Below are 25,230 nucleotides of genomic sequence, written 5' to 3'. Positions count from 1 at the left end.
GGGAGGTGTACATAATGACGATAAAACCACCCATTCTACAACCAGGTGATACGATTGGTATTGTTACTTTAGGAAGTCCGCTAGCTGCCGGCATAATAAATAGCCGAATCGAAACACTAAGAAGTTTGGGGTTTCATGTTGTATTAGGGGATTACGTATATGCTGCAGATGGCTTTCTTGCCGGTACGGATGAGCAGCGCGCCTCTGACTTGATGAATATGTTCGCAGATGACCAGGTTAAAATGATTCTACCCACAAGAGGGGGTGTTGGTGTTGCGGGGATTCTTCCTTATCTTGATTATTACTTTATTCAAAGCCACCCCAAAATTTTATCCGGATATAGTGACATTACAGTATTGTTAAATGTCCTGGCCCAATATTCTAATTTAATTACATTCCACAGCCTTATGTTAATTGATTTTACGTTGAATACACCTCCATACAATTATGATCAGTTTTTTTCAGCGACTTCAACATTGACTTCACCAAGACAAATTAATAATCCCCCAGGCATCCCCCAGATAAGTAAAGTACCGGGTAATGTGACCGGGCCGGTTGTTGGTGGAAACCTCACCTCATTTGTAGATACGCTCGGAACTCCCTTTGAAATTGATACCAAGGGTAGAATATTGCTTTTGGAAGACACCCACGAGCCGATTAATACTGTTTATAGGTACATGAATGCCCTTAAATTGGCGGGGAAACTTCAGGATTGTATCGGAATTGTGATGGGACAATGTACGGAATGCCCCGTTTCTTACGGAGTATCCTATGAAAATCTAATCAATGAATTTGTTGTCCCCCTTGGAAAGCCACTGATGACAAATGTCACAACAGGACACGGCATATATCAAGCAGCAATCCCTATTGGTGCAACAGTAAATTTGGACACCGTTAATAATACGCTGACTGTTCTTGAATCAACCGTTAGCCTTGAAGACATTCCTCCGATTCTTTAAATGGGGCGTCCGTTCACTTGCAAATAAATAAACCGGGCAGGGTTTGCCCGGTTTATTTATTTAATTATTCACCGCCATTTGTCCAAGCGGACCATTCTCATTCATGATATCTTGGAGGGAAAAAACAGATATCGGGAACATTGGAAAACCAACGTAGTATGGTGTAATTTCGTAAAGCTGGAAATAAATGACGAGTGCTTTGTCGGCGATATAGAAATCCTGGTCAGGCGAAATTCCTGAAAACTCACCCAAAAGCTGTATGTTCCGCTCATTTATTTGAGTCTGGACGATTTTTGAAAGAGCTTCTACATAATTGCTTCCAGGTTTAAACAAATCTTTGAGCTGGTATTGTTCTCCAGTTTGTACGTTAAAGGTTAAAGACTTCATTAGTGTTAAGCCGTGAGCGTGTTGATAAGCATATGCGTAATTGGTCAAGGATAGGCTTAGAATATTTCGTTCATTAGTTTTAATTTCAAAAGATCCAATCATTTCCGTAAATGAATTGGTGCCTTGCTGTTGGTATTGCTGCTGTATCAATGATTGAACCTGCTGGTAGATAGTCTGGTTAATAGTTTGTTGTACATTCGTATTCGATAAACCAACTATTTGCGGGTAATAAATAGTGGTTCCCTGCTGTTGCAGTATCATTGTTTGTATCGAAACAGGTAAAACTGGGGTGGCCATTTTCATCATTCCCTTAATACATTTTACAGTATCTTATTCATGGGGACTGTCCCCCGTTACGGTAGAGTGATAAAGCAGTGGGGGACAGTTCCCATCTTATATCCTCTTTTCTATTTGTTCTACATATGTGCAATATTTTTTTCTACATGGTTCTTGGAATAACGATAATACCCGACTAGTTTCGAGTATTGATTTTTCTTCGGATCCATCCATGTAATTGGAATAACTACTCCAGAAATAATGTTCAGGTTTAGAAGTCATTTTTGCCTCCACTGGGTTTAAGTGAATATATCTACTGGCTTTTAGGAAATAATCATTTGAATTAATCAATTTTGGATGGTAACGGCCTTGGAAAACATGCCCGGTTAGTTCGTAACGCTTATTGAAATAAATGGCATAGCGGGAATGGATAAACTTAATGATGTTACCAGGTGGTTCCTCTTTTGTTTCGAGGAGAAGGTGGATGTGATTTGGCATAAGGCAATATGCATGAATGAAAAAAGGAAAGTCTTGCTTACATGAACCAATCAGGCCCATATAAGATTGATAATCATGGAAGTCATGAAATATACTATCACGTCTATTTCCACGAGCAGTAATATGATAAATTGCCCCTGGAAACCATATTCGAGCTTTTCGAGCCATCCTATCATTCCTTTACAATATCTTATCCTGATTATATCTTGATATAGAAAGAAGAAACAAATATGCAAAAGTCTATTTTAACTACATGAAGACCATTAAGAATACAATTATTGTTATACTAAAAGTGAAAATTAGCTACATGTTAACAGTGTAAATTATAATTTTTGTATATTTTGCCTGGGGACAGTCCCCCGTTACGGTAAAGTGATAAAGCAGTGGGGGACAGTTCCCCTTAGGAGAGTGCAAAATGACTAAATATGAACAGAAGGTATATGCAGAAATACAGGTGTGGCGGGAAAAGATTTTAAAACAGTCCAGTCTTTTTAATCGAATGTCGAAGAACGTGCAAACGAAAATAAACAGGAAGATTCCTGAGAGAGTCCATAAAGTTATCACAGAAAGCATTAAGAATATGGTGAAGGCGACATTGTTTGGTTCGAATCTTACGACGAAGAAAGCCCAATTAACAAGTATGAATCTTCATGACCGGGATGAACTCCTGCAGAAAAAGTTAACCGCTTATCGGAAAACGGCTGTTGTAGAAGGGGCTGGAACAGGTGCAGGTGGTATTTTCCTTGGGATTGCTGATTTCCCTTTGCTTTTATCGATTAAAATGAAGTTCTTGTTTGAAGCGGCTGCAGTATACGGTTTTGACACAAGAGAATATGAGGAACGTTTATTCATTCTTCATGTGTTTCAGCTTGCTTTCTCTAGTGATGAAAAGCGCAAGGAAACATTTTATATCATTGAGAATTGGGAAGAACATAAAAAGACGCTTGTTGATATGGACTGGCAAGTGTTTCAACAAGAATATCGGGATTATATTGACCTGATTAAAATGCTTCAGTTAGTTCCGGGGCTTGGTGCAATCATTGGCGCCTACGCTAACTATAATCTCCTTGATCAATTAGGGGAAACGGCAATGAATGCATATCGATTGCGGTTGTTACATGGTGGGGACAGTCCCCACCAGTAATGTAATTTATTAACAATCGTAAACCTATTCCATTTCCAACAAAATCGGACAGTGATCACTTCCGAGGACCTGTGCATGAATTTGTGAATCTTGCAGTCGGTTTGCTACTCTATCAGAGACAATGAAATAATCAATTCGCCATCCGATATTCCTTTCCCGAACGGTTTTCATGTAAGACCACCATGTGTAAAGTCCTTCCGTGTCAGGGTAAAAGTATCGCAGGCTATCAACAAATCCAGATTCAAGCAGTTCAGTCATTTTGCCACGTTCTTCTTTTGTAAAACCGGAGTTTCCGTGGTTTGTTTTGAAATTCCGCAAATCAATTTCTTGATGGGCAACGTTTAAATCTCCGCATAAGATTATTGGCTTTACATCATCTAATCGTTTTAAATAATTGAAAAGCTTATCTTCCCATTCTATACGAACACCAAGCCTTGCCAAAGTTCTCTGTGAATTTGGAGTGTATACATTTACTAAATAGAATTTCTCAAACTCCATCGTAATGATTCGTCCTTCCGGATGAGTATCTTCTTCTCCTAATCCATACGTAACCGATAATGGCTTTTTCTTTGTGAAAATTGCCGTTCCTGAATACCCTTTTCGAATGGCATAATTCCAATATTGGTAGTATCCTTTTAAATCTAATTGTATTTGTCCTTCTTGTAATTTTGTTTCCTGAATACAGAAAATATCTGCATTCACCTCATGAAAGTAATCTAAAAAGCCTTTTCTGACACATGCTCGTATCCCATTTACATTCCAAGAAACTAGTTTCATTGATTCGAACTCCCTCTAGCTGTTACTTTTTTAATTGGGTTTATTTTAACACATTGTGTGGGGACAGTCCCCAAATAATTGCATTTTTCGCAGATTGGTAGTATGATATGCTTCACTGATATATTGCATATAACATATTAACTACGTGCAACTTTATCTACCCAAAAAGTATTTAACATCTTAGAGGAGAGATTCATATGAGGGACAAACCATCATTTTCATCTTACGCAATAATAGGAGTTATGTTGTTTGCATTGTTTTTCGGTGCCGGGAATCTAATCTTCCCAGCACAGCTTGGTCAACATGCTGGAACCAACCTATGGCCAGCTATACTAGGATTTTTGATTACTGGGGTTGGACTGCCATTACTTGGAATTTTAGCGATGAGCTTTTCTGGAAGTCGGAATCTTCAGGAACTATCAAGCAGAGTACATCCAGTTTATGGAGTATTTTTCACTTCATTGTTATATTTGTCAATTGGACCATTTTTTGCAACTCCTCGTACAGGTACTGTGGCGTATGAGGTTGGTATCGCACCATTTGTAAGTGAAGGATTTCAACAAGGTGGTTTGTTCATTTTTACATTGTTATTTTTTGCTGTTACCCTTTGGTTTTCTTTGAATCCAGCAAAGATTGTTGATAATGTGGGGAAAATATTAGCGCCAGGAATTGTGGTTTTACTTGTCATCTTTTTATCTGTGGCAATCATTAACCCGATGGGGGCTATTCAACCGCCACAAGAAGCTTACGAGAACGGTGCTTTCATTGAAGGTTTCTTAAATGGGTATAACACGATGGATGCGCTTGCTTCTCTAGTATTTGGTATTATTGTTATAAAGGCAATTCAATCGATGGGTATAACATCTAAAAGTGGAATACTTCTTGCAACTGCAAAGTCAGGAGTAGTAGCAACCGCATTACTCGCAGTTATCTATGTTGGAATTGCGTACTTAGGAGCGACAAGTACAGGCACTTTCGGAGTTTTTGAAACAGGTGGGCCGGTGCTCAGCAGTGGAGCGTCGTATTATTTTGGAACACTAGGGTCAGTTATGTTAGCAATTGTTCTCGCGCTCGCTTGTTTAACCACGAGCATCGGATTAACAACAGCTTGTGCGGAATACTTTCATACACTGCTTCCGAAAATCAGTTACAAACGATTTGTCCTGTTTTTTTCAGTGATGACATTTGTGATTGCAAACTTTGGCTTAGCAAACATTATTACTTATTCAGTTCCAGTCTTAATGTTTCTTTATCCGCTAGCGATTGTTTTAATAATCCTGACGTTCTTGTCACCATTATATAACCATGCACGTATGGTGTATGTTTCGACGATTGCTGTTACTTTCCTGATCAGCAGTATTGATGGTTTGAAAGCTTTATGTGATTCACTTGGATTGGATTATTTCGGATGGATGGTACCAATCGTTTCCTTTTATGAAAAGTTACTTCCGTTATATAACCAGGGACTAGGATGGTTGTTGCCATCATTGGTGGTTATAGCAGTTACCGGCTTAGTAGTACATTTTCCAAAGCTTATGCATAATAATAGACGGTTTTCTCACTAAAGAGAGAACCGCCTTTTTTTAATCAGAATTTAAGGAAGAAAACTCGTCAATCGCACGAAGCCAATTGTTTTTCATAATTGCGGTAACCTTTGTGCTATCGTTTTCTTTCATTAACTTAATAATAGTAATATGTTCTTCAATGGATTTTTCAGTTAAAATAATTGAATTATGGAAGAATAATCTCCTGACATGGGCCTGTAGTGAGGCAACAATGCTATGAATATAAGAATTGTTTGCGGTATCGACGATAATCTGATGGAATTCTTCATCAAGTTTTAATGCAAAATAATAATTTCTTGAATGTATTGCTTCAGCAAATCTTTTGTTTGTATCTTCGAGTAGCGCGATGATTTCATCTGTTAGGTGTGGAATGGCCAATTCAGCGGATAATGCTTGTAATGCTGCTAAAGGGGGGAGAAGATCTTTTATCGATTTCTTCCTCACTTCTGTAACCTGTGTGGCTTTTCCGGGATACATTTTTGCAAATCCTTGTACTTCAAGAAGTTGCAATGATTCACGGACTGGAGTTCTACTGACACCTAACGCCTGTGCAAGTTCATTGTCATTTAATTTTTCTCCAGGGTGTAATGTACCGTCTATTATCCATTCTTGGAGTTGGTTAAATGCACTTTCTTTTGCTGATTGACGAATTGGTTTTGAATGATTAGTAGGTATCGGCATTAGAGATCACCTTTCCAAAGTAATTAATAGATTTATGTATTGATTATACATTAAATAGAAGTACATTGATAATATACAATATATTGGATTTATGTTAGATTCTTGATTTAACAAGTGGAAAGTAAATTTAATGTGATATAGAATCATCACGCAAAACAGTAAAAATCCTAACTAGAAGAAGTCTAAGTTAGGATTTTTTACTATGAACGATACAATTTACATGTATAGAGCACTTTTATTTTGAATCTTTTTTAGCGCTCCTTCCGGAAAGAAACCAGCCACCAACAGCAATAGAAAGGAGTACACCCCAGAAGAATATAGTCCATCCAGTACTGTGTGGGAAGTCGTGTGGTAATACACCAACTTTATCATGAGCAAGTGTTATAACAGCAAGTTTTACACCAACCCACGCCACGATCATGTATGCAACTGTTTCTAAACCAGGTCGTACTTCAAGAAGTTTAACAAACCAGCCTGCTGCAAATTTAATTAATACTAGACCAGCAATACCGGCAATCACCACAACGATAAATTTACCGCCATCCATTCCACCAAAGTCTGGCAGTGGAGTTTCTGGAAGTGCCAATGCAAGTGCAACAGCTGCTAGAATAGAATCAATTGCAAAAGCAAGATCCGCCAAACCTATCTTGGCTACTGTAGGCCAAAATGAAGTTCCTGCTGGTTCATTCTCTTTCTCGGCCTCTGTATCACCTTTTTCTGATCCGAAATAGGTCACAATGATATGCTTAAGACCTAAGTATATGAGATAAGCAGCACCAATTGCCTGTACCTGCCATACCTGTGCTATAAATGATATGGCGAAAAGGGCTCCAAACCTAAAAATAAATGCCCCTAAAATACCATAATTTATCGCGCGTTTCTTCTCATCTTCAGGTAAGTGCTTAGCTATAACTGCCATAACTAGGGCATTGTCGGCAGAGAGTAACCCCTCTAGACCAATTAGTACTAATAATGTCCATCCATATTCTAACCATATTCCTTCCAAATGTACTGCTCCTTCCTAAAATAAAAAAATAGAGGCTTTACCACTTAGTATGGTAAAGGCCTCCAATAAAAATTCAAGACACTTTACCACAGTGGCAAAGGTCTTGCTAACAACACCGTAAGTTGCCAGTAATGCCGAGAGTGATCAAGTCACTCTGTAATGACGACATTACTGTTAAAGCTACTCCCCTTTGAAATTCTATTAATAGTTAACCATTTTACTAACCATATGTCAATAATTTTATGTTTTTTAAAAATTGTGGATATACGTATCTTGGTGGCAAATCATTGGAAATTAGAATTAACTTCTATAGGTGAAAAACATTAAGGGAGTTCATTTCGCGCAGCTTTATAAAAGCCTTATTTGAAGTTTTTCTGATATCAATTTCCGATATTTATCAAATTGCTGTATTCCTTTAAAATTCGCTAGCAACCCTTGGATGACAAATCCTTTAGAATCCTGTTTTTTCACTTCGGTAATTATGAAGTCAGTTACTCCTTGTAGCTCATTGAACATTTTTTCTTCAAGTTTAAATTCAGTAAGCATTTTTTGCATTTCTAATAAGTAATTAACTACTTCTTTTTTTATCATTTCCTCTGGCGCTTCAATACCAGAGAAGATGGGTACCATTTTTTCTTCAGTAAGCATAGGGTTTCTTCCTTTGGATAGTAGATTAATAACAATATCATCTAATCGTTCTACTAAAAATGAAGCGAGTTCAGGGATTGGAATGTCTATGTCGCCCTGAATTAAAATTTGAATGTAGCGGTTTTTAATTCCTTCAAATATGTTTCCTGCATCTGTAACATAAGGTTTTACTTCATCGCCATAAATAGCAATCAGCGTTTTTTTGTACCATTTGTGTGTTTCGAATTCCTTGAATCGAATAAATTCAAATAGTTCCTTATTCAGTGTGATTGCTTGTTCTTTTAATTGTGTAAGAATAAAGCTTTTATGTTTTAATATTTCATAAAATTGTACTTCTACTTGTTTTATAAAATTTTCTTTTGGACTCAAACGTTCATCCGTCGCATTTTGTAAGTTTTCCTGCATCAAATCGTAATAGTATTTAAATATTTCAAGCAATAATTCATCTTTCGAATGGAAATGCAAATAGAAGGCCCCTTTGGAAACATTGCTTTTTTCAGCTATTTCTTGAATAGATGTAGAATAAAAACCTTTATCTGCAAAGAGGTCTATAGATGTAACGATTATATTCTTTTTCTTTTCATTCATAGATTCACGACCTTCAAAGTGGGATATGACTAATCAGTCATATTTTTAGCAATTAATTATAAGTTAATGATAACAGATATTCATCTGGATATCCAAACAATTTATGGTTAGAACCATGAAAAATCAGTAGTTGCACAATAGGTGTGAATCATTTATATTAAATAATGTTATGACCAGTCAGTCACAAGAAAATATAGGATGAAGGAGTGTACTGCTTGAAGCAAATCATTAATTTTTCTCTTAATAATAAATTAGCTATATGGATTTTAACTATTATGGTTGTTGTAGCAGGTTTATATTCGGGTTTAAACATGAAACAAGAAACGATGCCTGACATTACCTTACCAAATGTATCTGTATTGACTACTTATCCAGGTGCAGCACCAGATGAGGTTGCAGAAGAAGTGACGGTGCCAATTGAGCAACGGGTACAGAATTTAAAAGGGGTGGAACTAGTTAGCTCTACTTCTTTAGCAAACGCTTCTTCTATCCAAATTCAATTCAGTTTTGATTCTGATATGGATAAAGCAACAAGTGAAGTTGAGAGCGCTTTGTCTGATTTAAATTTACCTGAAGGGGCTAAAGAACCACAAGTCTCCCGGTTGAGTTTAAATGCTTTTCCAGTAATCGCTTTAAGCATTAGTAATGAGGATCAATCCCTTGAACAATTGACAACAACGGTAGAGGGAAAAGTTGTTCCCGAGTTAGAAGGCATTGAAGGTGTCTCTGATGCACAAATTACTGGACAACAAGTGCAAAAGGTTACCATAAATTTTAATGAAAACGAACTTACTAAATATGGCTTAAATCAAAAAACAATCCAACAATTGATTCAAGGGTCAGATATTTCTTTCCCGTTAGGCTTAACAAACTTCGATGGTAACGTAAAAAATCTGGTCATTGATGGTAATGTCGCAACGGTTGACGATCTAAGGAATTTAGAGATTCCTATTACACCATCGCAATCGGGTCAGTCTGCCGCGCAACAGGGATCAGCACCAGAACAAAATCCTGAGCAGCAAGGTTCGTTGCAATTACCGACAGTCCCATTGGGTGAACTTGCTGAAATTAAAGTAGCAGGAGAGGCCGAATCGATCTCGAGAACAAATGGTGAGGATTCGATTGGAATTCAGATTGTAAAGGCAGCTGACGCAAATACTGTTGACGTTGTTAATGGTGTAAAAGATGCGCTCAGCAAATTCGAGGACAATCTTGGCCTCACGATAACGACTACTTTTGATCAGGGAGAACCAATCGAAGAAGCTGTTAGTACAATGCTGAGTAAGGCATTGTTCGGTGCAATTTTTGCAGTGGTTATTATCTTGTTGTTTTTGAGAAGTATTAAAACAACGTTAATTTCAATTATCTCGATTCCGTTATCCCTATTGATGGCTGTATTCCTGTTGCATCAAATGGATATAACGCTTAACATTATGACCCTCGGTGCGCTGACAGTTGCAATCGGCCGGGTAATCGATGATTCGATTGTTGTTGTCGAAAATATATATAGACGTATGGCCTTATCTGGAGAAAAACTTCGCGGTAAAGAATTAATCCGTGAGGCCACAAGACAGATGTTTATACCTATTTTTTCTTCTACGATAGTGACGATTGCTGTATTCTTACCACTAGGATTAGTCAGTGGGCAGGTTGGTGAGATGTTCTTACCATTTGCATTAGCGGTTGTGTTTGCTCTTTCTGCATCCTTGATTGTTGCAGTGACAATCGTTCCTATGCTTGCACATTCGCTGTTTAAAAAAGGGTTAGCTGGAAATGCAGCTAAAGAGGTTACTAAAAGTCATGCGAAACCAAGTAAACTAGCTAACTTCTATAAGGGTATTCTTGACTTTACACTTAACCATAAACTGATTACCTTTGGTGGAGCATCGGTGGTATTGGTTTTAAGCTTATTCTTAGTGCCAATTATTGGAGTGAGCTTCCTGCCAGTTCAGGAACAAAAAATGTTGATGGTTACGTATAGTCCGGAGCCAGGGCAAACAAGAGAAGAAGCTGAGGAAGTTGCCCTTGATGCGGAAGAACTTTTCAGTGACCGTGCTGGTGTTACAACTTACCAGTATTCATTAGGTGGAGGAAGCCCAATGAGTATGATGGGGATGGGCGGTGGAAATTCTGCATTATTCTATGTGGAGTATGCCGACGATTTTGAGAACTTTAGCGGTGAGGATACGAAAGTGGTCGAAACCCTAAACAAAACGACTGAGAACGGTGAATGGGGAACCATTGATTTTGCCGGTATGGGAGCAAGTGGGTTACAGTTGTTTGTCTACGGTGACAATATGGAAGAGATTCAAAGTGCTGTAGGTCAAATTCTGCCGACAATGAAAGACCACAATGATCTGGAAAAAGTTGAGTCAAGTATATCTGAAGCATACGATCAATATACGCTTGTCGCTAATCAGGAAAAATTAAGTCAATATGGGCTGACGGCAGCACAGGTTGGCATGAAGCTTAGCAGTGCTGGTGAAGCGCCAATTCTCACGACTGTGAAACACGACGGGGAAGATGTGAATGTTTATATTGAAGTGGAAGAAAAGCAATATGATAGTATTGAAGATTTAACGAACTCTGAAATTCAAACACCGCTTGGAACCACCGTTAAATTAGGAGAAGTGGTGGATGTTGAAGAAGGAAAATCACCTGATACGATTGAACGAAGAGAAGGCAAGATGTATGCATCACTAACTGCGGAAGTAAAGACTAATGATGTAGCGGCTGTTTCGACTGAGGTTGAAAATGAAATAAATGAACTTGACCTGTCAAATGGAGTAAACGTTGAGTTTGGTGGTGTTACGGAACAAATTAATGAGTCGTTTATGCAGTTAGGCTTGGCAATGCTTGCTGCAATAGCCATTGTTTACTTCGTGTTAGTCGTAACATTTGGTGGTGCACTGGCGCCTCTTGCCATTCTATTCTCACTGCCATTCACTATAATTGGTGGTTTAGTAGCATTATGGATAGCAGATGAACCTTTAAGTGTGTCGGCAATGATTGGTGCATTGATGCTGATTGGTATTGTTGTAACAAACGCGATTGTTCTGATTGACCGTGTTATTCATAAAGAAAAGGAAGGCCTGTCTACGAGAGAGGCCCTTCTGGAAGCAGGATCTACACGTCTGCGTCCTATTTTAATGACTGCTCTTGCCACGATTGGAGCGCTAATCCCGCTCGCAATTGGAATGGAAGGCGGAGGTCTGATATCAAAAGGGCTGGGACTGACAGTAATTGGTGGTTTAACAAGTTCAACGTTATTAACACTTGTTATTGTCCCAATCGTTTATGAAGCATTCGCTAAATTTAGGAAAAAGGATATAAAAGAATAAATTTTGAAATAAAGCCTTGCTTATATCTTCCAATTGGAATGATAAGCAAGGCTTTTACAACAAGAAGGGGGAGATTAGGCAAATAAAAAAAGGCATTATTCATCTGACAAAGGGGGGATGTTTTCCATAACTGCAGCCATTGTGAAAGAAATACATGGGATGTTTGGGGAATTGACAAGATCGTCTTTTTGAAAGATATCAACAAGATTGTACTGGTCACCGTGTAAAATGTGTTGTTCTAAAACACCAGTATCAGGTTCAACGATCCAATACTCAGGAATACGGAATATAGCATACGTCTTTAATTTATCAATTTTATCCCTTTTTAACGTTGAAGGAGAAAGAATTTCCACAACAAGGTCTGGCGCTCCCTCTATTCCTCGTTTACTTATTATACCTATACGTTTTCGATTAATAAGTACAAGGTCTGGTTGACGTACTTCAGTAGATGACAAAATCATGTCAACAGGTGCATATAATATAATGTAATCTGATTCACAGCTTTGTGTAATGTTTTTTTGGATCTCGAAACTAATAAACTGATGAGTAACGGATGGAGCTGGGCTCATTAGCTCAAGTTGTCCCCCTGATAATTCATAATAATTACCATCATCTATCGATGCATAGTCATTGTACGTGAGGTTATTTTCTCTTATAATATTGTGATTTAATTTGTCGCTTTTACTTTTATCACTCATCTTTGATCCTCCTCGTTAGAACGTTATATTTAGTATAATATATCTACAGGAAAATTCCAGTTTAAATAGTGGCTAATCAGAATATCCCAGGTTGGTTAGAAGGGTCGTCATCATGTTAACAAAAGGAAAATTATTATACGTTTCATGGCTGACCATATGGCGAGGGAGGAATGCTACTACCTTATACAGCTTGCACAGTCTAGTGGACTTGAAGCTCCGAGCTGCGATCCTACGAAGCCAAGAGTTACTGGAAGCTAAGAGTGCTTTTTCACAAAAAATACGTATAGGCATATGATGTGTAATCACATAAAGAAAATGTAGGGGGATTACACAAAAATGTATTCATATAACAATGGGCAATATGGCAACGATTATCAAATGTATTATCCAGTAAGACAAAGGGTATCAAGAGCGTATGCAGAGGTACAAGGTAGTGCATTAGCCCCGGATTTATACGGTTATGTTGTTTTCACAGACGTTCCTTATGGTACAGAAGTAATGGTGGAAGTATCAGGACTCCCACCATACCAACCAGCACAAGGGGATCAAGCGCCGATAGGACCGCATGGCTTTCATATTCATCAACATGCTGATTGCGGAAGTGCAGATAAGCCGGAGCCCTTCCAAGAGGCAGGTGGGCACTGGAATCCGACTAATCAGCCACACGGGAATCATGCAGGCGATTTTCCAGTTCTATTTTCGAATAATGGTTATGCTAGAATGTCATTTTTTACAAATGCATTTAGTGTAGAGGATGTTATTGGGCATTCAGTCATGATTCATCAGAATCCTGATGATTATCGGTCACAGCCTTCGGGGGATGCTGGAAAACGGATAGGCTGCGGTCCGATAATGGCACTTCAATAAGTTGCACTGTAACACCCCTTTGGATATCCTTATCTGAAGGGTGTTTTTTATTTGTCTAGCGCAAGCATCCTAGTCCGCCTGAGATTTTAAGTCAAATCTCTTGGTGATAGACTGTCTTCTAAAAGATTGTTGTTTTTGACACAAAATAGATAGACTGCCACGTAAGTACTGGTTGATTTCTGCTGCGGGCAGTCGCGCACCTTAGGGCGGCTGGTGAGCCTCCTCGTGCTCCGCACTGCGGGGTCTCACCTATGCCTATCCTCCCGCAGGAGTCGACTGCCCTCCGCTCCAATCAATTGCCATAAATTGAAGGCTATTTTATAATAAAAGCAACCAGTGATAAAGTAAATTGAAATTTTAAGCACAAACCCAGTGAAGGAAATCCACGGAGACTCCTGTGGGAAAGCGAAGTGGATTTCCGGAACGATTGTCCAACCACTAAAACCAGCAATTATGTCGTAATTTATATCAAGTTTGGCGGTATGAGCAAGCAATAAACTATACGAAAACAGCCTTGTGATAAAAACCATCATTCTGCACTGGATTGTTTCGAAGGTGCCTGCGCTATTCTAATTTAGAGGAGGATTTGATGATAGTACGAGAACGCACGGATGATATCGTTATGATTACACAGGATAACCATGCACGGATTTCGGGGGTCTTTGCTGCGAAATGGGAAAATTCTATTTTCAATGATAAGGACAAACGAGCGTCAGTAGAACTGGCAATCTCGGAACACGATAGAGGCTGGATTCCAGTAGATAAGAAACCTTTTTGGAATGACCAAACTGGATTACCATATTCATTTATGGACTTACCAACTGAACCTAAACTTGTTTTCTACAAGAATGGAATCGATGAGATAGAAAAGATGGATCCTTATGCAAGTCTTCTGTGTAGTCATCATTATTATCGTTTTACAGCAGATGATTTTGGGGAGGAATCACAACGGTTTTTACGAAATGAACAGGATCGCCAGAATAGAATAAAACAATTAATCGATTTTGATGAAGAAGCTTTTCAGTTTCATTACGACTTACTAAATTTTTGTGATAACTTGTCCTTGTACGTTTGCTTAAACGAACCAGATGTATCGAAGGAACATGAGCATTATTTTTATAAGAAGGGGATGCCTATTCCTTCCACATTTTCATTTTTTTATGGTAGTCATTTAGATATTTGCTGGAAGGACAAGCATACTATTTCTTTATCTCAATTGCCTTTTGAAGAGCCTGTTGTCATTGAAATAAATCAAAAAGTAGTACCAAAAGAACATATAGCTGAAGAAGGTATTTTGTCAGCATATGAAAACACTCTTGAAGAGAGGGTTCGTGTTAGGGTTACCGGCTAATATAAATTAAATTTTATTGCAGAATAGCAAAGTTTAATGGTATACTTAATTCTTGCGATGAGCTGATTTGCATAAGACGAAAAATAAGGCAATACATGTGAATGTGAACACATGATTTTTCGCCGCAAATACAGAAAAGACGTCTATACATTTGTATAGGCGTCTTTTCTATGCATTTCCTCTCACCTAAAAATCCAATCAATTTTTTTAATTTCTTCGGCAGTTAGATTAACATTCAATGCTTTACTATTGTTTAGTACTTGATCTGCTCTTTTTGCACCAGGTATAACAACATCAATGGGGCTACGTGTTAGGTACCATGCAAGAACAACATGGGCAATTTCTGCTTGTTTTGACTCGGCAATTTTGCGTACCTTTTCGATTTTCTCAAGGTTTTGTTCGAATTCCTTACCCTGTAGATGTGGCATTTTTGCACGAAAGTCATCAAACTTCGTATTTGTATCATATTTTCCCGCAAGTATTCCAGATGCGAAAGGGAAGAATGGTACAAATGAAATGTTTTGTTCCTCTAAATATGGAAACAACTCTTTTTCTGCGTCCCGTTTTAATAAGTTATATTCTCCTTGATAAACATCAACATCGCCATCTTTATTTGCTTCCTTTAGTTGATCGAGTGAAAAGTTTGATACACCAATGGCTTTAATTTTTCCTTCATCTTTTAATTCTTTTAAAGCATGAACAGACTCATTTTTTGGTGTGTCTTCATCTGGAAAATGAATATAGAATAAATCAATGTAGTCTGTTTGAAGTCTTTTTAGGCTATCTTCAACCGCTTGCTTTAAAAATGCTTGTGAGTTATCAAATATAACACCATCCCCAACAAATTTATGTGCACCTTTTGTCGCAAGAACAACTTCATCACGTTTGCCAGTTTCTTTTATAACTTCCCCAACTAGTTCCTCAGAACGTTCAGGTCCATAAATAAATGCCGTGTCGACAAAGTTTATTCCATTAGTGATAGCTGACTTCACCAAATTCTTTCCGGCTTCTTCATCTAGGTTTGGATAAAGGTTATGGCCACCAACTGCATTCGTACCAAGTCCAATTGGATTTACATGTAGGTCAGTTTTTCCGATTCTTGTTTGTTTTGTCATCTTATACATCTCCAATTTCGTTATTTCTGCTTTGTTGCTTCGGTCATCTGATGCCAGATTGACCCTTTCGCCTTTTCCCCGCCTTCAATACGAGCCAGAGCCATCTTTGCTTGCATGCGTACTTCAAATTCTGGATCATCAATCGCTTGTTGCAATGCAGGAATAGCAGTCTCGTCACCAATTTCGTATAAAAACATTGCCCCACGCCAACGAACTATTCGGCTTTTATCAGAAAGTGTAGCAATCATTTCTGGAATAGCTTCTTGAAATCCAAGGTCTGATAAGCAATCACCAGCAGTACGCCTGACGTTTACAGCTTTATCTTTTAACGCTTTATATAAATAGGGGAGTACTTCAGGTTCTTCAATCATCCCCAGATAAGCAGTAGCAAGACGACGGATTGATGCTTTTTCATCACTTATTGCTTTATCCAAGACGGGTAAGTCGTCTGCGCTTGGATCCATTCGATCAAGTGCGGCATAACGTTCTTTCCAGCTTGGAGTATCCAGCATATCAAGTGTAACCTTTTTCTTTTGTGTCAAAGGTTGCTGCGAATCGGTTTCATCATTCGATAGAGCTTTTTTAACTAATTCTTCAAGTCTTTCTTGGTCATAGCTTGCTGAAAGCTCTTCGACTACATCTCGTCCAATTTCATTTACATCCCCATAACGCGTGCTTTGTTCTACCCATTTTCTTTCCATCAACATATTGGTAGTGGCAACTGACGCCTTCATTGTTGCATCCATAAATCTTTCGTGTAGTCCGAAACGCTGCTCATTGTCGCCATCTTGGAGTTTCACCTGGACGGGGATACCACGAAACTGTTGAATAAAAACCTTGATTTCACCAAAGTGATCATCCGCTTTAGGCTGTCCGTTCGTTTCAGATTCTGAAACTTCCTCAGTAGATCCTAAAACATTTCGGACCTCTGGAAGAATATCCTCCCATGCGTCTCGAGCATTTCGTTCAAGGGCTATAAAGTCAATAACCTGATAAATACCTTTTACACCTTTTATCGCAAATAGTTCCTTGATATAATCAGGAGCACTATCTAGATTATCTTCAAGCTTATAATTTCGTGTTTGTCCATCTGGTAAGTGTTCATCCACGTTAATTTTCATCGAATGCGGACTTGGGGTTGGTTCAATTGAGACTATTTTCACTTCACATTCTCCTCTATTACTTACTATGACCGATTTTAACAAAGAAGATTGCTATTATCCATTTATCGAATTTCATTTGTAATTTAGTGCTTTCATTTGAAGGAATTTACAAGGCTAATGGAGAATTTAAATAGGGTAAGAAGATAAGAACTGAAAAAGGAGCTACATCATGTTGAACGAACAACAATTAAACGATATTAAACGGATACAAGATATATGCGAAAAAGAAGAAAGCATTCAACTCAAGCTAAATTGGGAGATGTTAAAGGCAAGGAAAGAAAATGAGAAGATGGATTTTTTTCATTATGAAAATGATACTTTAATCGGATTCTTGGCAATCTATAGATTTGGAAATGAATATGAAATTTGTGGAATGGTTCACCCGAGTTATCGACTGTGCGGTGTTTTTATCGATCTATTTAATGATGCGATTACTGCGATTCCAGATAATGCAAAAAGAATTTTAATAAATGCACCAGCTAAATCACAATCAGCAAAGAATTGGTTACAAACAAAAACCTGTGAATATACTTTTTCAGAATACCAAATGAAATGGGAATATAAAAAACTAGAATCTAAGGACAATTTTGTTCAGCTAAGGGAAGCGACTTCGGAAGATATGGAAATAAAGATTAAATTAGATGTAGCATGCTTTTGCTTTGATGAGGCTGGTGCACGAGAATTCAATGAAAATAATGGAAAAAATGATCAAAAGGTTTCTTATATAATTGAAGCTAACCATGAACCTGTAGGTAAAGTCGGTGTTTCACATGACGAAAAGGAAAGCTACATTTATGGTTTTGCTGTTTTCCCGAAATTCCAAGGACAAGGTTATGGAAGACGTGCACTCACGCAAATTGTGCGAGATGAACAAAAAACTGGGAAAGACATACTATTAGAGGTAGCTGTAGAAAATAAACATGCATTGAAATTATATGAAGACTGTGGATTCCATGCATATGAGGTTCAAGATTATTATAGTTTAACAAGATTAAGCGATTAAACTTTGAGACGCTTGTGCATCGCTTGATGTAATATATGATCATTTACTAACATTAAATCTAGGTAGTTTAAAAGGAGATAAAAACATGACTAAAACCGAAAAACAAAAAATGGTAGATGGTGAGCTTTATGAGGCGTGGGATCCAGAGTTAATTGAGGAACGAACTTATGCGCGAGGTCTAACCCGACAAATTAATCAATCGACAGAAACAGAAAATTTGAAACGGACATTACTTCTAAAGGAGCTTTTTGGATCGAGTGGTGATGTGCTAGGGGTTGAACCAAGCTTTCGCTGTGATTATGGCTATAACATTCATGTTGGTGAAAATTTTTATGCCAATTTTGATTGCGTCATTTTAGATGTTTGTGAAGTGCGGATTGGAGATAATTGTGCGATGGCCCCGGGTGTACATATTTATACAGCCACACATCCTATTGATCCATATGAACGAATAAAAGGTCCAGAGTACGGTAAACCCGTTACTATTGGGGACAATGTGTGGATAGGCGGTAGAGCTGTTATTAATCCAGGTGTAACGGTAGGCAATAATGTTGTTGTGGCAGCAGGTGCGATTGTCACAAAGGATGTTCCAGATAATGTTGTGGTAGGGGGAAATCCAGCAAAGGTTATCAAACATATTGACTGAACGGAGGGTGAAGGATGAGACTAGTAAGGCCTTCTATAGAATGGGAGAAAGAACATCAGGATTATGCAGCAGAATGGGGATCTTCCAGAATGGTACCCAGTAGCTATAGTTTGGACGGACATGAGAGCTATAAAGATTATTTAAATGCGCTTGCAACCCGGGAAAAAGGAAACGATCATTGGCTGCCAAGTTCCAATTATTTTCTAGTCAATGATCAAGATCGTGTTTTAGCAATGGTTGACATCCGCCATGATTTAAATGACTTTTTATTTAACGTTGGAGGTCATATTGGATATAGTGTACGACCTTCTGAAAGGCGAAAAGGCTATGCAACATTAATTTTAGCTGAAGCTCTAAAAAAATGTAAGAAATTAAAAATTGACCGTGTGTTGGTTACATGTGATGAGGATAATATTGGTTCAGCCAATACTATTTTGAACAATGGTGGAATAGAGGATAAAAGTTTCCCAGAAGAAGACGGGAATGTGAAGCGTAGATTTTGGATAGAGAACAGATAAGGTGGTTTGTTAAGATGAAGCGAGTAGATGTTGCATATTCACTTATCCATGATGAAGTGGAAAATAAAATTTTAATGGTAAAAAACAATAAATATAACAACTGGTCGTTGCCTGGCGGCGCTGTTGAAGCAGGTGAAACATTGAAAATGACTGCCATCCGTGAAGCAAAAGAGGAAACGGGATTAACGATTGAAGTTGATGATATTGTTTCAGTGAATGAAGCGTTTATGACGAAAGATGATCATCATGCTTTATTTGTAACATTTAAAGGGAAAATAGTTGGTGGAGAATTAGCTATTCAGGATAAAGATGAAAAAGTTGGTATTTCAGAAGTGAAGTGGGTAGATTTAGATACAGCAGCTGAATTAATGCCATACCATAAAAATGGCGTGAAGACCTTGTTGGCTTCATCAATCCCATATGTATTTCAAGGTGTGAGGAATTAAATGCCATTTAAGTTTTCAATCATGACACGATAAAACCAATCAAAAAGAAGGTAGGATATGCTTTTTTGGAATTAAAACGGTTTGAAAAAAATATGATTAATGAGGTTGTCACTGTGTTTAGAGAAACAATCTTAACGATAAATAGGAAAGATTATTCAATGGAACAGGTCAAGGTATGGGCAAATAACTCCCAGACGCTTGATGAATGGTTAGATCGTTTTGAAAAAAGTACTACATATGTTGCAATTATCAATGGTGTAATAGTAGGTTTTGGAAATCTGACTGAAGATGGTTGGATCGATTTGTTGTATGTACATAAAGACCATCAAGCAGAAGGTATTGCTTCTGGAATTGTTAACCAGCTAGAGAAAGATGCAAAGCTACGCATGATTAATCGATTATCGACTGACGCAAGTATTACAGCTAAACCTTTTTTTCTTTCACATGGCTATCAAACTCATAAGGAACAATCAAAGTTAATTGCCGGGGTTAGTTTTACCAATTATAAAATGACTAAATTAATTTAATCGGAGGGATAAATGATGTCTAGTCCAATAAAAAACCAAATCAACACAATTTTTGTTCACGTTAGTGACCTATCAAAATCAGTAGAATGGTATGCAAGATTGCTAGGAGAAACTTATGAACCATCAGAAGTTTCGGAACCAGTATTTAAGATGAAAATTAACCACCATACAGGTTTAACATTGGATGCTGGACCAAAGGTAGAAAAGAAAATAATTAATCCTTCTCTATATCCACTGTTTAATTTCCACACAGATAATATCCATGATTCCTATGAATTTGTGAAAGACATTGGTTATCAAATTGATTCGGAGATTGTGGAATTTGATGACTTTTCTTTTTTTACTATAAAAGATCCGAATCAACATATTATAATGATTTGTACTGGATAGTGAGAATAATCCATTTATTGAATTGACAAAAAAAGGTATACATGTTTAAGTAAGGTTATAACTTAATAGAAAGTCCACTAGGGGTGCCGCTTGGCTGAGATAAGTAGATTCTTAATCCCTTTGAACCTGATCTAGTTCATACTAGCGTAGGAAAGTGGAGATCGGTTGTATCAAAGACAATTTTGTATATATACAAACCACTCCAATTTCTGGGGTGGTTTTTTGTTTAAAAATACCCCGCATTAGATTCTTCACTGCCCCTATTGGATTTTTAATTCAGAATGAAAGGGGTTTCTCTTTGTGAAACATTCTATTCCAACTGTACTTACCATTGCTGGTACCGATCCAACTGGAGGTGCTGGTATCCAGGCCGATTTAAAAACGTTTCAAGAGCGAGAGGTTTATGGGATGAGTGTTGTGACATCGATTGTAGCGCAAAATACTGTTGGCGTTCAGGATGTAGAGCACTTACCCGCTGATTTTATCCAGAAACAAATAGAAAGTGTGTTGGTGGATATCTCGCCGGATGTTATCAAGACCGGTATGATTGCCACTTCTGAGATGATGGTGATTATCGCAGAGGCAATCGATAAGTACTCGATTCCCTATGTAATTGATCCTGTAATGGTTGCAAAAAGTGGTGATCATTTGATGGATGTCAATTCGAAACAAACGATGATTGATCGGCTACTACCACTTGCAACAGTGGTTACGCCAAATATACCAGAGGCAGAAGTGTTACTATCCGAATCTATCGAGTCCGTAGCAGAGGCTGAAGATGCAGCACGGCGTATTGTACATGAGCTTGGCGCAAATGCGGCTGTTGTTAAGGGTGGTCATCATGTTAACGATGAAGCGGTTGATGTTTTATATGATGGTGCTGGCATACACAGGTTTCCCACTGCAAGAATAAATACCAAACATACACATGGGACTGGGTGTACGTATTCCGCGGTCATCGCAGCTGAACTCGCAAAAGGGAATTCTGTTTATGATGCAGTAAAGACAGCAAAGTTATTTATCACAGATGCTATTCGCTATAGCTTAAAACTTGGAAAAGGAAATGGTCCAACAAACCATTGGGGTTATCGTTTACAAGGGTTACCAAAAAGGAATAGGAGGATTTTTCAATGAACTATCTTATGCAGATAAAAAATCAAAAACCATTAATTCATAATATCACGAACACGGTTGTTGCTAATTTTTCAGCGAACGGATTATTGGCGATAGGGGCATCACCTGCAATGGCAAATGCACCCGAAGAAGCAGCTGAAATGGCATCACATGCGGATGCGCTCGTAATTAATATTGGCACATGTACACAAGACCAGGTTAACGCGATGATTTTCGCAGGAAAAGCGGCCAATAAAAAAGGGATACCTGTAATTTTAGATCCAGTAGCAATTGGTGCGACAACTTTCCGCACGAGTGCAATCAAACAAATTTTATCCAAAGTTGATGTCTTAGTTATCCGTGGTAATGCTGGAGAAATAGCTGTATTAGCAGGTTTAGATACTGAAATGAAAGGTGCAGATACCTTAGTGGATGAAATCGATTCTGAATTAGCCATACATGTTGCAAAGAAGTATAGGGCGGTAGTGATTGCGACTGGTAAAACCGATACGATAACAGATGGCGACAGTCTTACACAATGCAAGAACGGGGTAGCTATGCTTCCAAACGTTACAGGGACAGGGTGTTTATTAACGGCGATTGTGGGTGCTTTTTCAAGTATATGTGCTGATATCTATGATGCGTCCGTGCAAGCAGTATGTAGTTATGGTGTAGCAGCCGAACTTGCAATGGAGCACACTAAAGGTCCGGGGACATTTTTGCCAGCCTTATTGGATGAATTGTATGACTTATCCGAGGAAAAAGTTAAGGCAAAAGCAAACATTCGCGAGCTCACTTTAAAAGGAGAATAAAACAAATGATAGATAAAAAAAGTCTTCGCTTATATTTTATTATGGGTAGCACAAATACAATAGAGGATCCTACATATGTTCTACAACAAGCAATCGATGGTGGTATAACAACTTTTCAGTATCGGGAAAAAGGGGTTACTGCCAAAAAGGGTTTTGAAAAATATAAGTTAGGGATTGAACTACGTAATATTTGTCTGAATAATACTATTCCGTTCATCGTGAATGATGATATTGCCTTGGCCATTAAACTTCATGCTGACGGTGTCCATATTGGTCAAAAAGATGAGTCGGTGGTAAACGTAAAAGAAAGATTACCAAACGATATGTCTGTTGGGGTATCGGTGTCAACTGTTGAGGAAGCGGTCCTTGCTGAGCAGCAAGGTGCTGATTACCTAGGCGTCGGACCTATTTTTAAAACTTCTACCAAGGCAAATGCACGTGAACCAATCGGGGTAAAAAGAATAGTGGAAATCAGTAAAAAAATAGCTATTCCAATTGTAGCAATAGGTGGGATTAAAAGGGAAAATGCAGGAGATATCATGGAAGCTGGAGCGTCAGGTATATCGGTTATTTCAGCAATTAGTCAGGCGGGAAATTATAAAGAAGCGGCTCATGAATTAGAAGTAGCAGCTACTAGAGTAGAAATAAATAATAATCATTAAGGAGGTGGTTGGACTAGAAGATTATTCGAAAAGGAGGCTAATAATGTATCGCACAAGGGTTTTAACTACAATGGCAGTTTTTATCGCAATTGGTGTTATAGGATCGCAATTACTTTGGTTTCCGGCGGGGATCGCAAAAGCATACCCTGTCCAGCATGCGGTAAACGTGATGGCAGCTATAACACTAGGACCGGGGCCTGCAGTAGTGATTGCGTTTATGACAGGGCTAATGCGCAATATACTTGGTCTTGGGACGTTACTTGCTTTTCCAGGAGGGATGATTGGAGCGTTTTTAGCTGGGTATTTGTATAAAAAATTTGGCCGTAAAATGCTGGCTGTAGTTGGTGAAGTTGTCGGGACAGGGATAATTGGATCGTTATTTTCAGTACCATATGCAAACCTGCTGATGGGCAGCTCGCTAGGCGCCTTTGTATTTTTACCATCATTTTTAGTGAGCAGTATTTCAGGAGCCTTTATAGGTTATTTCGTTGTGATTCGTGTTAAACAAGCAAGTCCATTACAAAACATATAGTAATTAGTGCGTGTTCAAAAAGTCGCCATTTATCATTTGGTGATTTTTTGAACATCCTATTAGGAACTACTAGGGGTGCAACATGCTGAGATAAGGATAATCCTTTATCCCTTTGAACCTGATCTGGGTAATACCAGCGAAGGGAAGTAGTGAGGACGAGTCCTCTATTTATCTACTTTATCATTCTTCTAGTAGCTTCCAATCAATCCAAGGAGGCATTTTTATGACTTTTACTGAAACGTTACGCAAGGAGAACCAAGATGTATACGAGGCAATTTTTAATCATTCTTTTGTGCAGGGCATTGGAAAAGGTAGTGTGCCAAAAGAGGCGTTAGCACATTATATAAAAGCTGATTATGAGTACTTAAATGCATTTATGTATATTTATGGGATAGCAATCTCTAAGTCAAATAATCGAGATGATATTAGCTTTTTTAATAATCAAATTGACTTTGTGTTGAATAGTGAAATCCATCCACACAATAACTTTTGCGAACAAATCGGTGTTGGATATGCGGAATTACAAGGGTACCCATTACCACCAACAGCCGATCATTATGTGAAACATATGATGTATCATGCTCATATGGGAAGCCTGGGCGAAGTTATTGCAGCACTATTGCCATGTCCGTGGACATATTTAGAAATTGGGCAAGAATTAATGAAAACGTATCAGCCCGATGAAGATCATCCATTTTATCCATGGATTTCATTTTACGCAGATGAGCGGGTGGCGGAGACCACGATGAAGATGCGGTATATGTTAGATAAATTAGCTGCAGATGCAAGCCCTGCAGAACTGGAGAAAATAAAAAGTGCTTTTCGCAAAAGCTGTCAATTGGAGTTATCTTTTTGGGAAATGGCATTTACTAGTGAAGTATGGCCAGTTGGGGATTATGTGAAAGTGTGATTTTAATAGAAGTTTTCGTGAGGTGCCTTCCTATTGGGAGGGCCTCTTTTTTTGGAAAAAAACCTTGCTTTATTCCGTGTATACATAGAAGGAATAGACGTGACAGATCAGATTAAACCTCCACATGTTAATTTAACATCTGGAACATTAACAATGGCTATGGTGAAAAATGATTGAGATACTAAAGCTAGAAAAACACGGATAAGAATGTTGTTCTAGCTACAAGCTTTGTATCTCATAATTGTTCCTTTCCAACATCTCCACCTGCGCCAAACTCTTGCATGGATTTTTTAAATTCTTATTCAACTGACTGATATCATAATCTGAAAATCTTTCTTGAATTGTTAATGGTCGAACTAATTTATTCATTACTACTCCGTGATCATTTACGTTAAATGAGATCTGATCACCAGTATCTACGTCTAATAACCGTCTGATTTCAACAGGGATAGTAATTTGCCCTTTTTACTGGTTATTTTAGCGTTTAACACCATTTAACATCCCCCTATTCCTTACTTTTATTTTCATTATACTCCTTCCTATTTATTTGGCAAAACCCATTTTTAACAAAATAGGCTCTTCATGAATAGCATGACAAATAGAACTG

At 38.1% G+C, this 25,230-nt stretch carries 28 protein-coding genes, 1 pseudogene and 2 riboswitches; of the genes and pseudogenes, 19 read left to right on the top strand and 10 right to left on the bottom strand.

Annotation, left to right across the window (positions count from 1 at the left end; all coding sequences use genetic code 11):
- Window positions 1–14: 14 nt before the first annotated feature.
- Window positions 15–959 (top strand): S66 peptidase family protein, encoded by a 945-nt coding sequence (locus CFK40_RS00315; protein ID WP_089530149.1) that lies wholly within the window; start codon window positions 15–17, stop codon window positions 957–959.
- A gap of 60 nt (window positions 960–1,019) precedes the next feature.
- On the opposite strand, the gene CFK40_RS00310 is transcribed toward CFK40_RS00315, so the two are convergent.
- Window positions 1,020–1,643 (bottom strand): DUF3298 and DUF4163 domain-containing protein, encoded by a 624-nt coding sequence (locus tag CFK40_RS00310; protein ID WP_227001838.1) that lies wholly within the window; start codon window positions 1,641–1,643, stop codon window positions 1,020–1,022.
- Window positions 1,644–1,739: 96 nt separating this feature from the next.
- Complete coding sequence (locus CFK40_RS00305) at window positions 1,740–2,288, bottom strand: REP-associated tyrosine transposase (RefSeq protein WP_089530147.1); 549 nt, start codon at window positions 2,286–2,288, stop codon at window positions 1,740–1,742.
- A gap of 247 nt (window positions 2,289–2,535) precedes the next feature.
- On the opposite strand from CFK40_RS00305, the gene CFK40_RS00300 reads away from it, so the two are divergent.
- The gene (locus CFK40_RS00300; RefSeq protein WP_089530146.1) at window positions 2,536–3,264 is read left to right on the top strand and encodes an EcsC family protein; all 729 of its coding nucleotides are present in this window, start codon (window positions 2,536–2,538) and stop codon (window positions 3,262–3,264) included.
- Between the two features lie 24 nt (window positions 3,265–3,288).
- Here the strand turns inward: CFK40_RS00300 and CFK40_RS00295 are convergent, their stop codons facing one another.
- Window positions 3,289–4,041: an exodeoxyribonuclease III gene (locus CFK40_RS00295; protein ID WP_089530145.1), complete on the bottom strand. Its 753-nt coding sequence runs from the start codon at window positions 4,039–4,041 to the stop codon at window positions 3,289–3,291.
- Window positions 4,042–4,238: 197 nt separating this feature from the next.
- On the opposite strand from CFK40_RS00295, the gene brnQ reads away from it, so the two are divergent.
- Complete coding sequence (gene brnQ / locus CFK40_RS00290; RefSeq protein WP_089530144.1) at window positions 4,239–5,606, top strand: branched-chain amino acid transport system II carrier protein; 1,368 nt, start codon at window positions 4,239–4,241, stop codon at window positions 5,604–5,606.
- An 18-nt stretch (window positions 5,607–5,624) separates the two neighbouring features.
- On the opposite strand, the gene CFK40_RS00285 is transcribed toward brnQ, so the two are convergent.
- The 3 genes from CFK40_RS00285 to CFK40_RS00275 form a co-directional block, all read right to left on the bottom strand.
- Complete coding sequence (locus CFK40_RS00285) at window positions 5,625–6,287, bottom strand: GntR family transcriptional regulator (RefSeq protein ID WP_089530143.1); 663 nt, start codon at window positions 6,285–6,287, stop codon at window positions 5,625–5,627.
- A 235-nt stretch (window positions 6,288–6,522) separates the two neighbouring features.
- Entirely contained in the window at window positions 6,523–7,293 is a 771-nt protein-coding gene (locus CFK40_RS00280; protein WP_089530142.1) for a TerC family protein, read from the bottom strand.
- Window positions 7,294–7,641: 348 nt separating this feature from the next.
- Entirely contained in the window at window positions 7,642–8,529 is an 888-nt protein-coding gene (locus CFK40_RS00275) for a TetR/AcrR family transcriptional regulator (RefSeq protein ID WP_089530141.1), read from the bottom strand.
- Between the two features lie 215 nt (window positions 8,530–8,744).
- On the opposite strand from CFK40_RS00275, the gene CFK40_RS00270 reads away from it, so the two are divergent.
- Window positions 8,745–11,870, top strand: coding sequence for an efflux RND transporter permease subunit (locus tag CFK40_RS00270; protein WP_089530140.1), 3,126 nt, complete (start codon window positions 8,745–8,747; stop codon window positions 11,868–11,870).
- A gap of 95 nt (window positions 11,871–11,965) precedes the next feature.
- Here CFK40_RS00270 and CFK40_RS00265 read toward each other — a convergent pair whose 3' ends face one another.
- Window positions 11,966–12,568, bottom strand: coding sequence for a Uma2 family endonuclease (locus CFK40_RS00265; protein ID WP_089530139.1), 603 nt, complete (start codon window positions 12,566–12,568; stop codon window positions 11,966–11,968).
- A 144-nt stretch (window positions 12,569–12,712) separates the two neighbouring features.
- On the opposite strand from CFK40_RS00265, the pseudogene CFK40_RS21855 reads away from it, so the two are divergent.
- From CFK40_RS21855 to CFK40_RS00255, 3 genes and pseudogenes are all read left to right on the top strand, one after another.
- A pseudogene (locus CFK40_RS21855) lies at window positions 12,713–12,826 on the top strand (DUF2935 domain-containing protein); the annotation flags it as partial.
- Between the two features lie 78 nt (window positions 12,827–12,904).
- Window positions 12,905–13,435, top strand: a complete 531-nt coding sequence (locus tag CFK40_RS00260) for a superoxide dismutase family protein (protein WP_405196564.1) — start codon at window positions 12,905–12,907, stop codon at window positions 13,433–13,435.
- 589 nt (window positions 13,436–14,024) lie between these two features.
- A complete protein-coding gene (locus tag CFK40_RS00255) occupies window positions 14,025–14,786 on the top strand; it encodes a DUF3891 family protein (RefSeq protein WP_089530138.1) in 762 nt (253 codons plus the stop codon).
- A 182-nt stretch (window positions 14,787–14,968) separates the two neighbouring features.
- Here CFK40_RS00255 and CFK40_RS00250 read toward each other — a convergent pair whose 3' ends face one another.
- Entirely contained in the window at window positions 14,969–15,901 is a 933-nt protein-coding gene (locus CFK40_RS00250) for an aldo/keto reductase (protein WP_089530137.1), read from the bottom strand.
- Between the two features lie 20 nt (window positions 15,902–15,921).
- On the bottom strand, window positions 15,922–17,064 hold the full coding sequence (locus CFK40_RS00245; RefSeq protein WP_089530136.1) for a conserved virulence factor C family protein: 1,143 nt from the start codon (window positions 17,062–17,064) through the stop codon (window positions 15,922–15,924).
- A gap of 169 nt (window positions 17,065–17,233) precedes the next feature.
- Here CFK40_RS00245 and CFK40_RS00240 point away from each other — a divergent pair, with 169 nt between their 5' ends.
- The 12 genes from CFK40_RS00240 (at window position 17,234) to CFK40_RS21435 (ending at window position 24,800) form a co-directional block, all read left to right on the top strand.
- On the top strand, window positions 17,234–18,067 hold the full coding sequence (locus tag CFK40_RS00240) for a GNAT family N-acetyltransferase (protein ID WP_089530135.1): 834 nt from the start codon (window positions 17,234–17,236) through the stop codon (window positions 18,065–18,067).
- An 85-nt stretch (window positions 18,068–18,152) separates the two neighbouring features.
- Window positions 18,153–18,713 carry a maltose acetyltransferase domain-containing protein gene (locus tag CFK40_RS00235; RefSeq protein WP_089530134.1) on the top strand — a complete coding sequence of 187 codons (561 nt, stop codon included), beginning with the start codon at window positions 18,153–18,155 and terminating at the stop codon, window positions 18,711–18,713.
- A gap of 14 nt (window positions 18,714–18,727) precedes the next feature.
- Window positions 18,728–19,231 carry a GNAT family N-acetyltransferase gene (locus CFK40_RS00230; protein ID WP_089530133.1) on the top strand — a complete coding sequence of 168 codons (504 nt, stop codon included), beginning with the start codon at window positions 18,728–18,730 and terminating at the stop codon, window positions 19,229–19,231.
- Between the two features lie 14 nt (window positions 19,232–19,245).
- Window positions 19,246–19,677 carry an NUDIX hydrolase gene (locus CFK40_RS00225; protein WP_089530132.1) on the top strand — a complete coding sequence of 144 codons (432 nt, stop codon included), beginning with the start codon at window positions 19,246–19,248 and terminating at the stop codon, window positions 19,675–19,677.
- Window positions 19,678–19,742: 65 nt separating this feature from the next.
- Entirely contained in the window at window positions 19,743–20,204 is a 462-nt protein-coding gene (locus CFK40_RS00220) for a GNAT family N-acetyltransferase (protein WP_089530131.1), read from the top strand.
- A gap of 12 nt (window positions 20,205–20,216) precedes the next feature.
- Window positions 20,217–20,594: a VOC family protein gene (locus CFK40_RS00215; protein ID WP_227001837.1), complete on the top strand. Its 378-nt coding sequence runs from the start codon at window positions 20,217–20,219 to the stop codon at window positions 20,592–20,594.
- A 69-nt stretch (window positions 20,595–20,663) separates the two neighbouring features.
- A riboswitch (TPP riboswitch) is annotated at window positions 20,664–20,764 on the top strand.
- A 130-nt stretch (window positions 20,765–20,894) separates the two neighbouring features.
- Window positions 20,895–21,728 (top strand): bifunctional hydroxymethylpyrimidine kinase/phosphomethylpyrimidine kinase, encoded by an 834-nt coding sequence (gene thiD, locus CFK40_RS00210; RefSeq protein WP_089530129.1) that lies wholly within the window; start codon window positions 20,895–20,897, stop codon window positions 21,726–21,728.
- Window positions 21,725–22,519 carry a hydroxyethylthiazole kinase gene (thiM, locus tag CFK40_RS00205; RefSeq protein ID WP_089530128.1) on the top strand — a complete coding sequence of 265 codons (795 nt, stop codon included), beginning with the start codon at window positions 21,725–21,727 and terminating at the stop codon, window positions 22,517–22,519. Before thiD ends, thiM begins: the two co-directional genes overlap by 4 nt.
- Window positions 22,520–22,524: 5 nt before the next feature.
- Window positions 22,525–23,181 (top strand): thiamine phosphate synthase, encoded by a 657-nt coding sequence (gene thiE, locus CFK40_RS00200; protein WP_089530127.1) that lies wholly within the window; start codon window positions 22,525–22,527, stop codon window positions 23,179–23,181.
- Window positions 23,182–23,224: 43 nt separating this feature from the next.
- On the top strand, window positions 23,225–23,713 hold the full coding sequence (gene thiW, locus CFK40_RS00195) for an energy coupling factor transporter S component ThiW (protein ID WP_089530126.1): 489 nt from the start codon (window positions 23,225–23,227) through the stop codon (window positions 23,711–23,713).
- A 61-nt stretch (window positions 23,714–23,774) separates the two neighbouring features.
- Window positions 23,775–23,875, top strand: a riboswitch (TPP riboswitch).
- A gap of 61 nt (window positions 23,876–23,936) precedes the next feature.
- Window positions 23,937–24,623 (top strand): thiaminase II, encoded by a 687-nt coding sequence (tenA, locus tag CFK40_RS00190; RefSeq protein WP_089530125.1) that lies wholly within the window; start codon window positions 23,937–23,939, stop codon window positions 24,621–24,623.
- Window positions 24,624–24,674: 51 nt separating this feature from the next.
- Window positions 24,675–24,800: a hypothetical protein gene (locus CFK40_RS21435; protein WP_264371383.1), complete on the top strand. Its 126-nt coding sequence runs from the start codon at window positions 24,675–24,677 to the stop codon at window positions 24,798–24,800.
- Between the two features lie 42 nt (window positions 24,801–24,842).
- On the opposite strand, the gene CFK40_RS21725 is transcribed toward CFK40_RS21435, so the two are convergent.
- The gene (locus CFK40_RS21725; RefSeq protein ID WP_405196581.1) at window positions 24,843–25,061 is read right to left on the bottom strand and encodes a hypothetical protein; all 219 of its coding nucleotides are present in this window, start codon (window positions 25,059–25,061) and stop codon (window positions 24,843–24,845) included.
- Window positions 25,062–25,230: the final 169 nt, after the last annotated feature.

This window comes from Virgibacillus necropolis, assembly GCF_002224365.1.
Lineage (GTDB): Bacteria > Bacillota > Bacilli > Bacillales > Amphibacillaceae > Virgibacillus_F > Virgibacillus_F necropolis.
The sequence above is the reverse complement of the archived record's forward strand: the minus strand, read 5'-3'. Positions and strand labels throughout refer to the sequence as shown.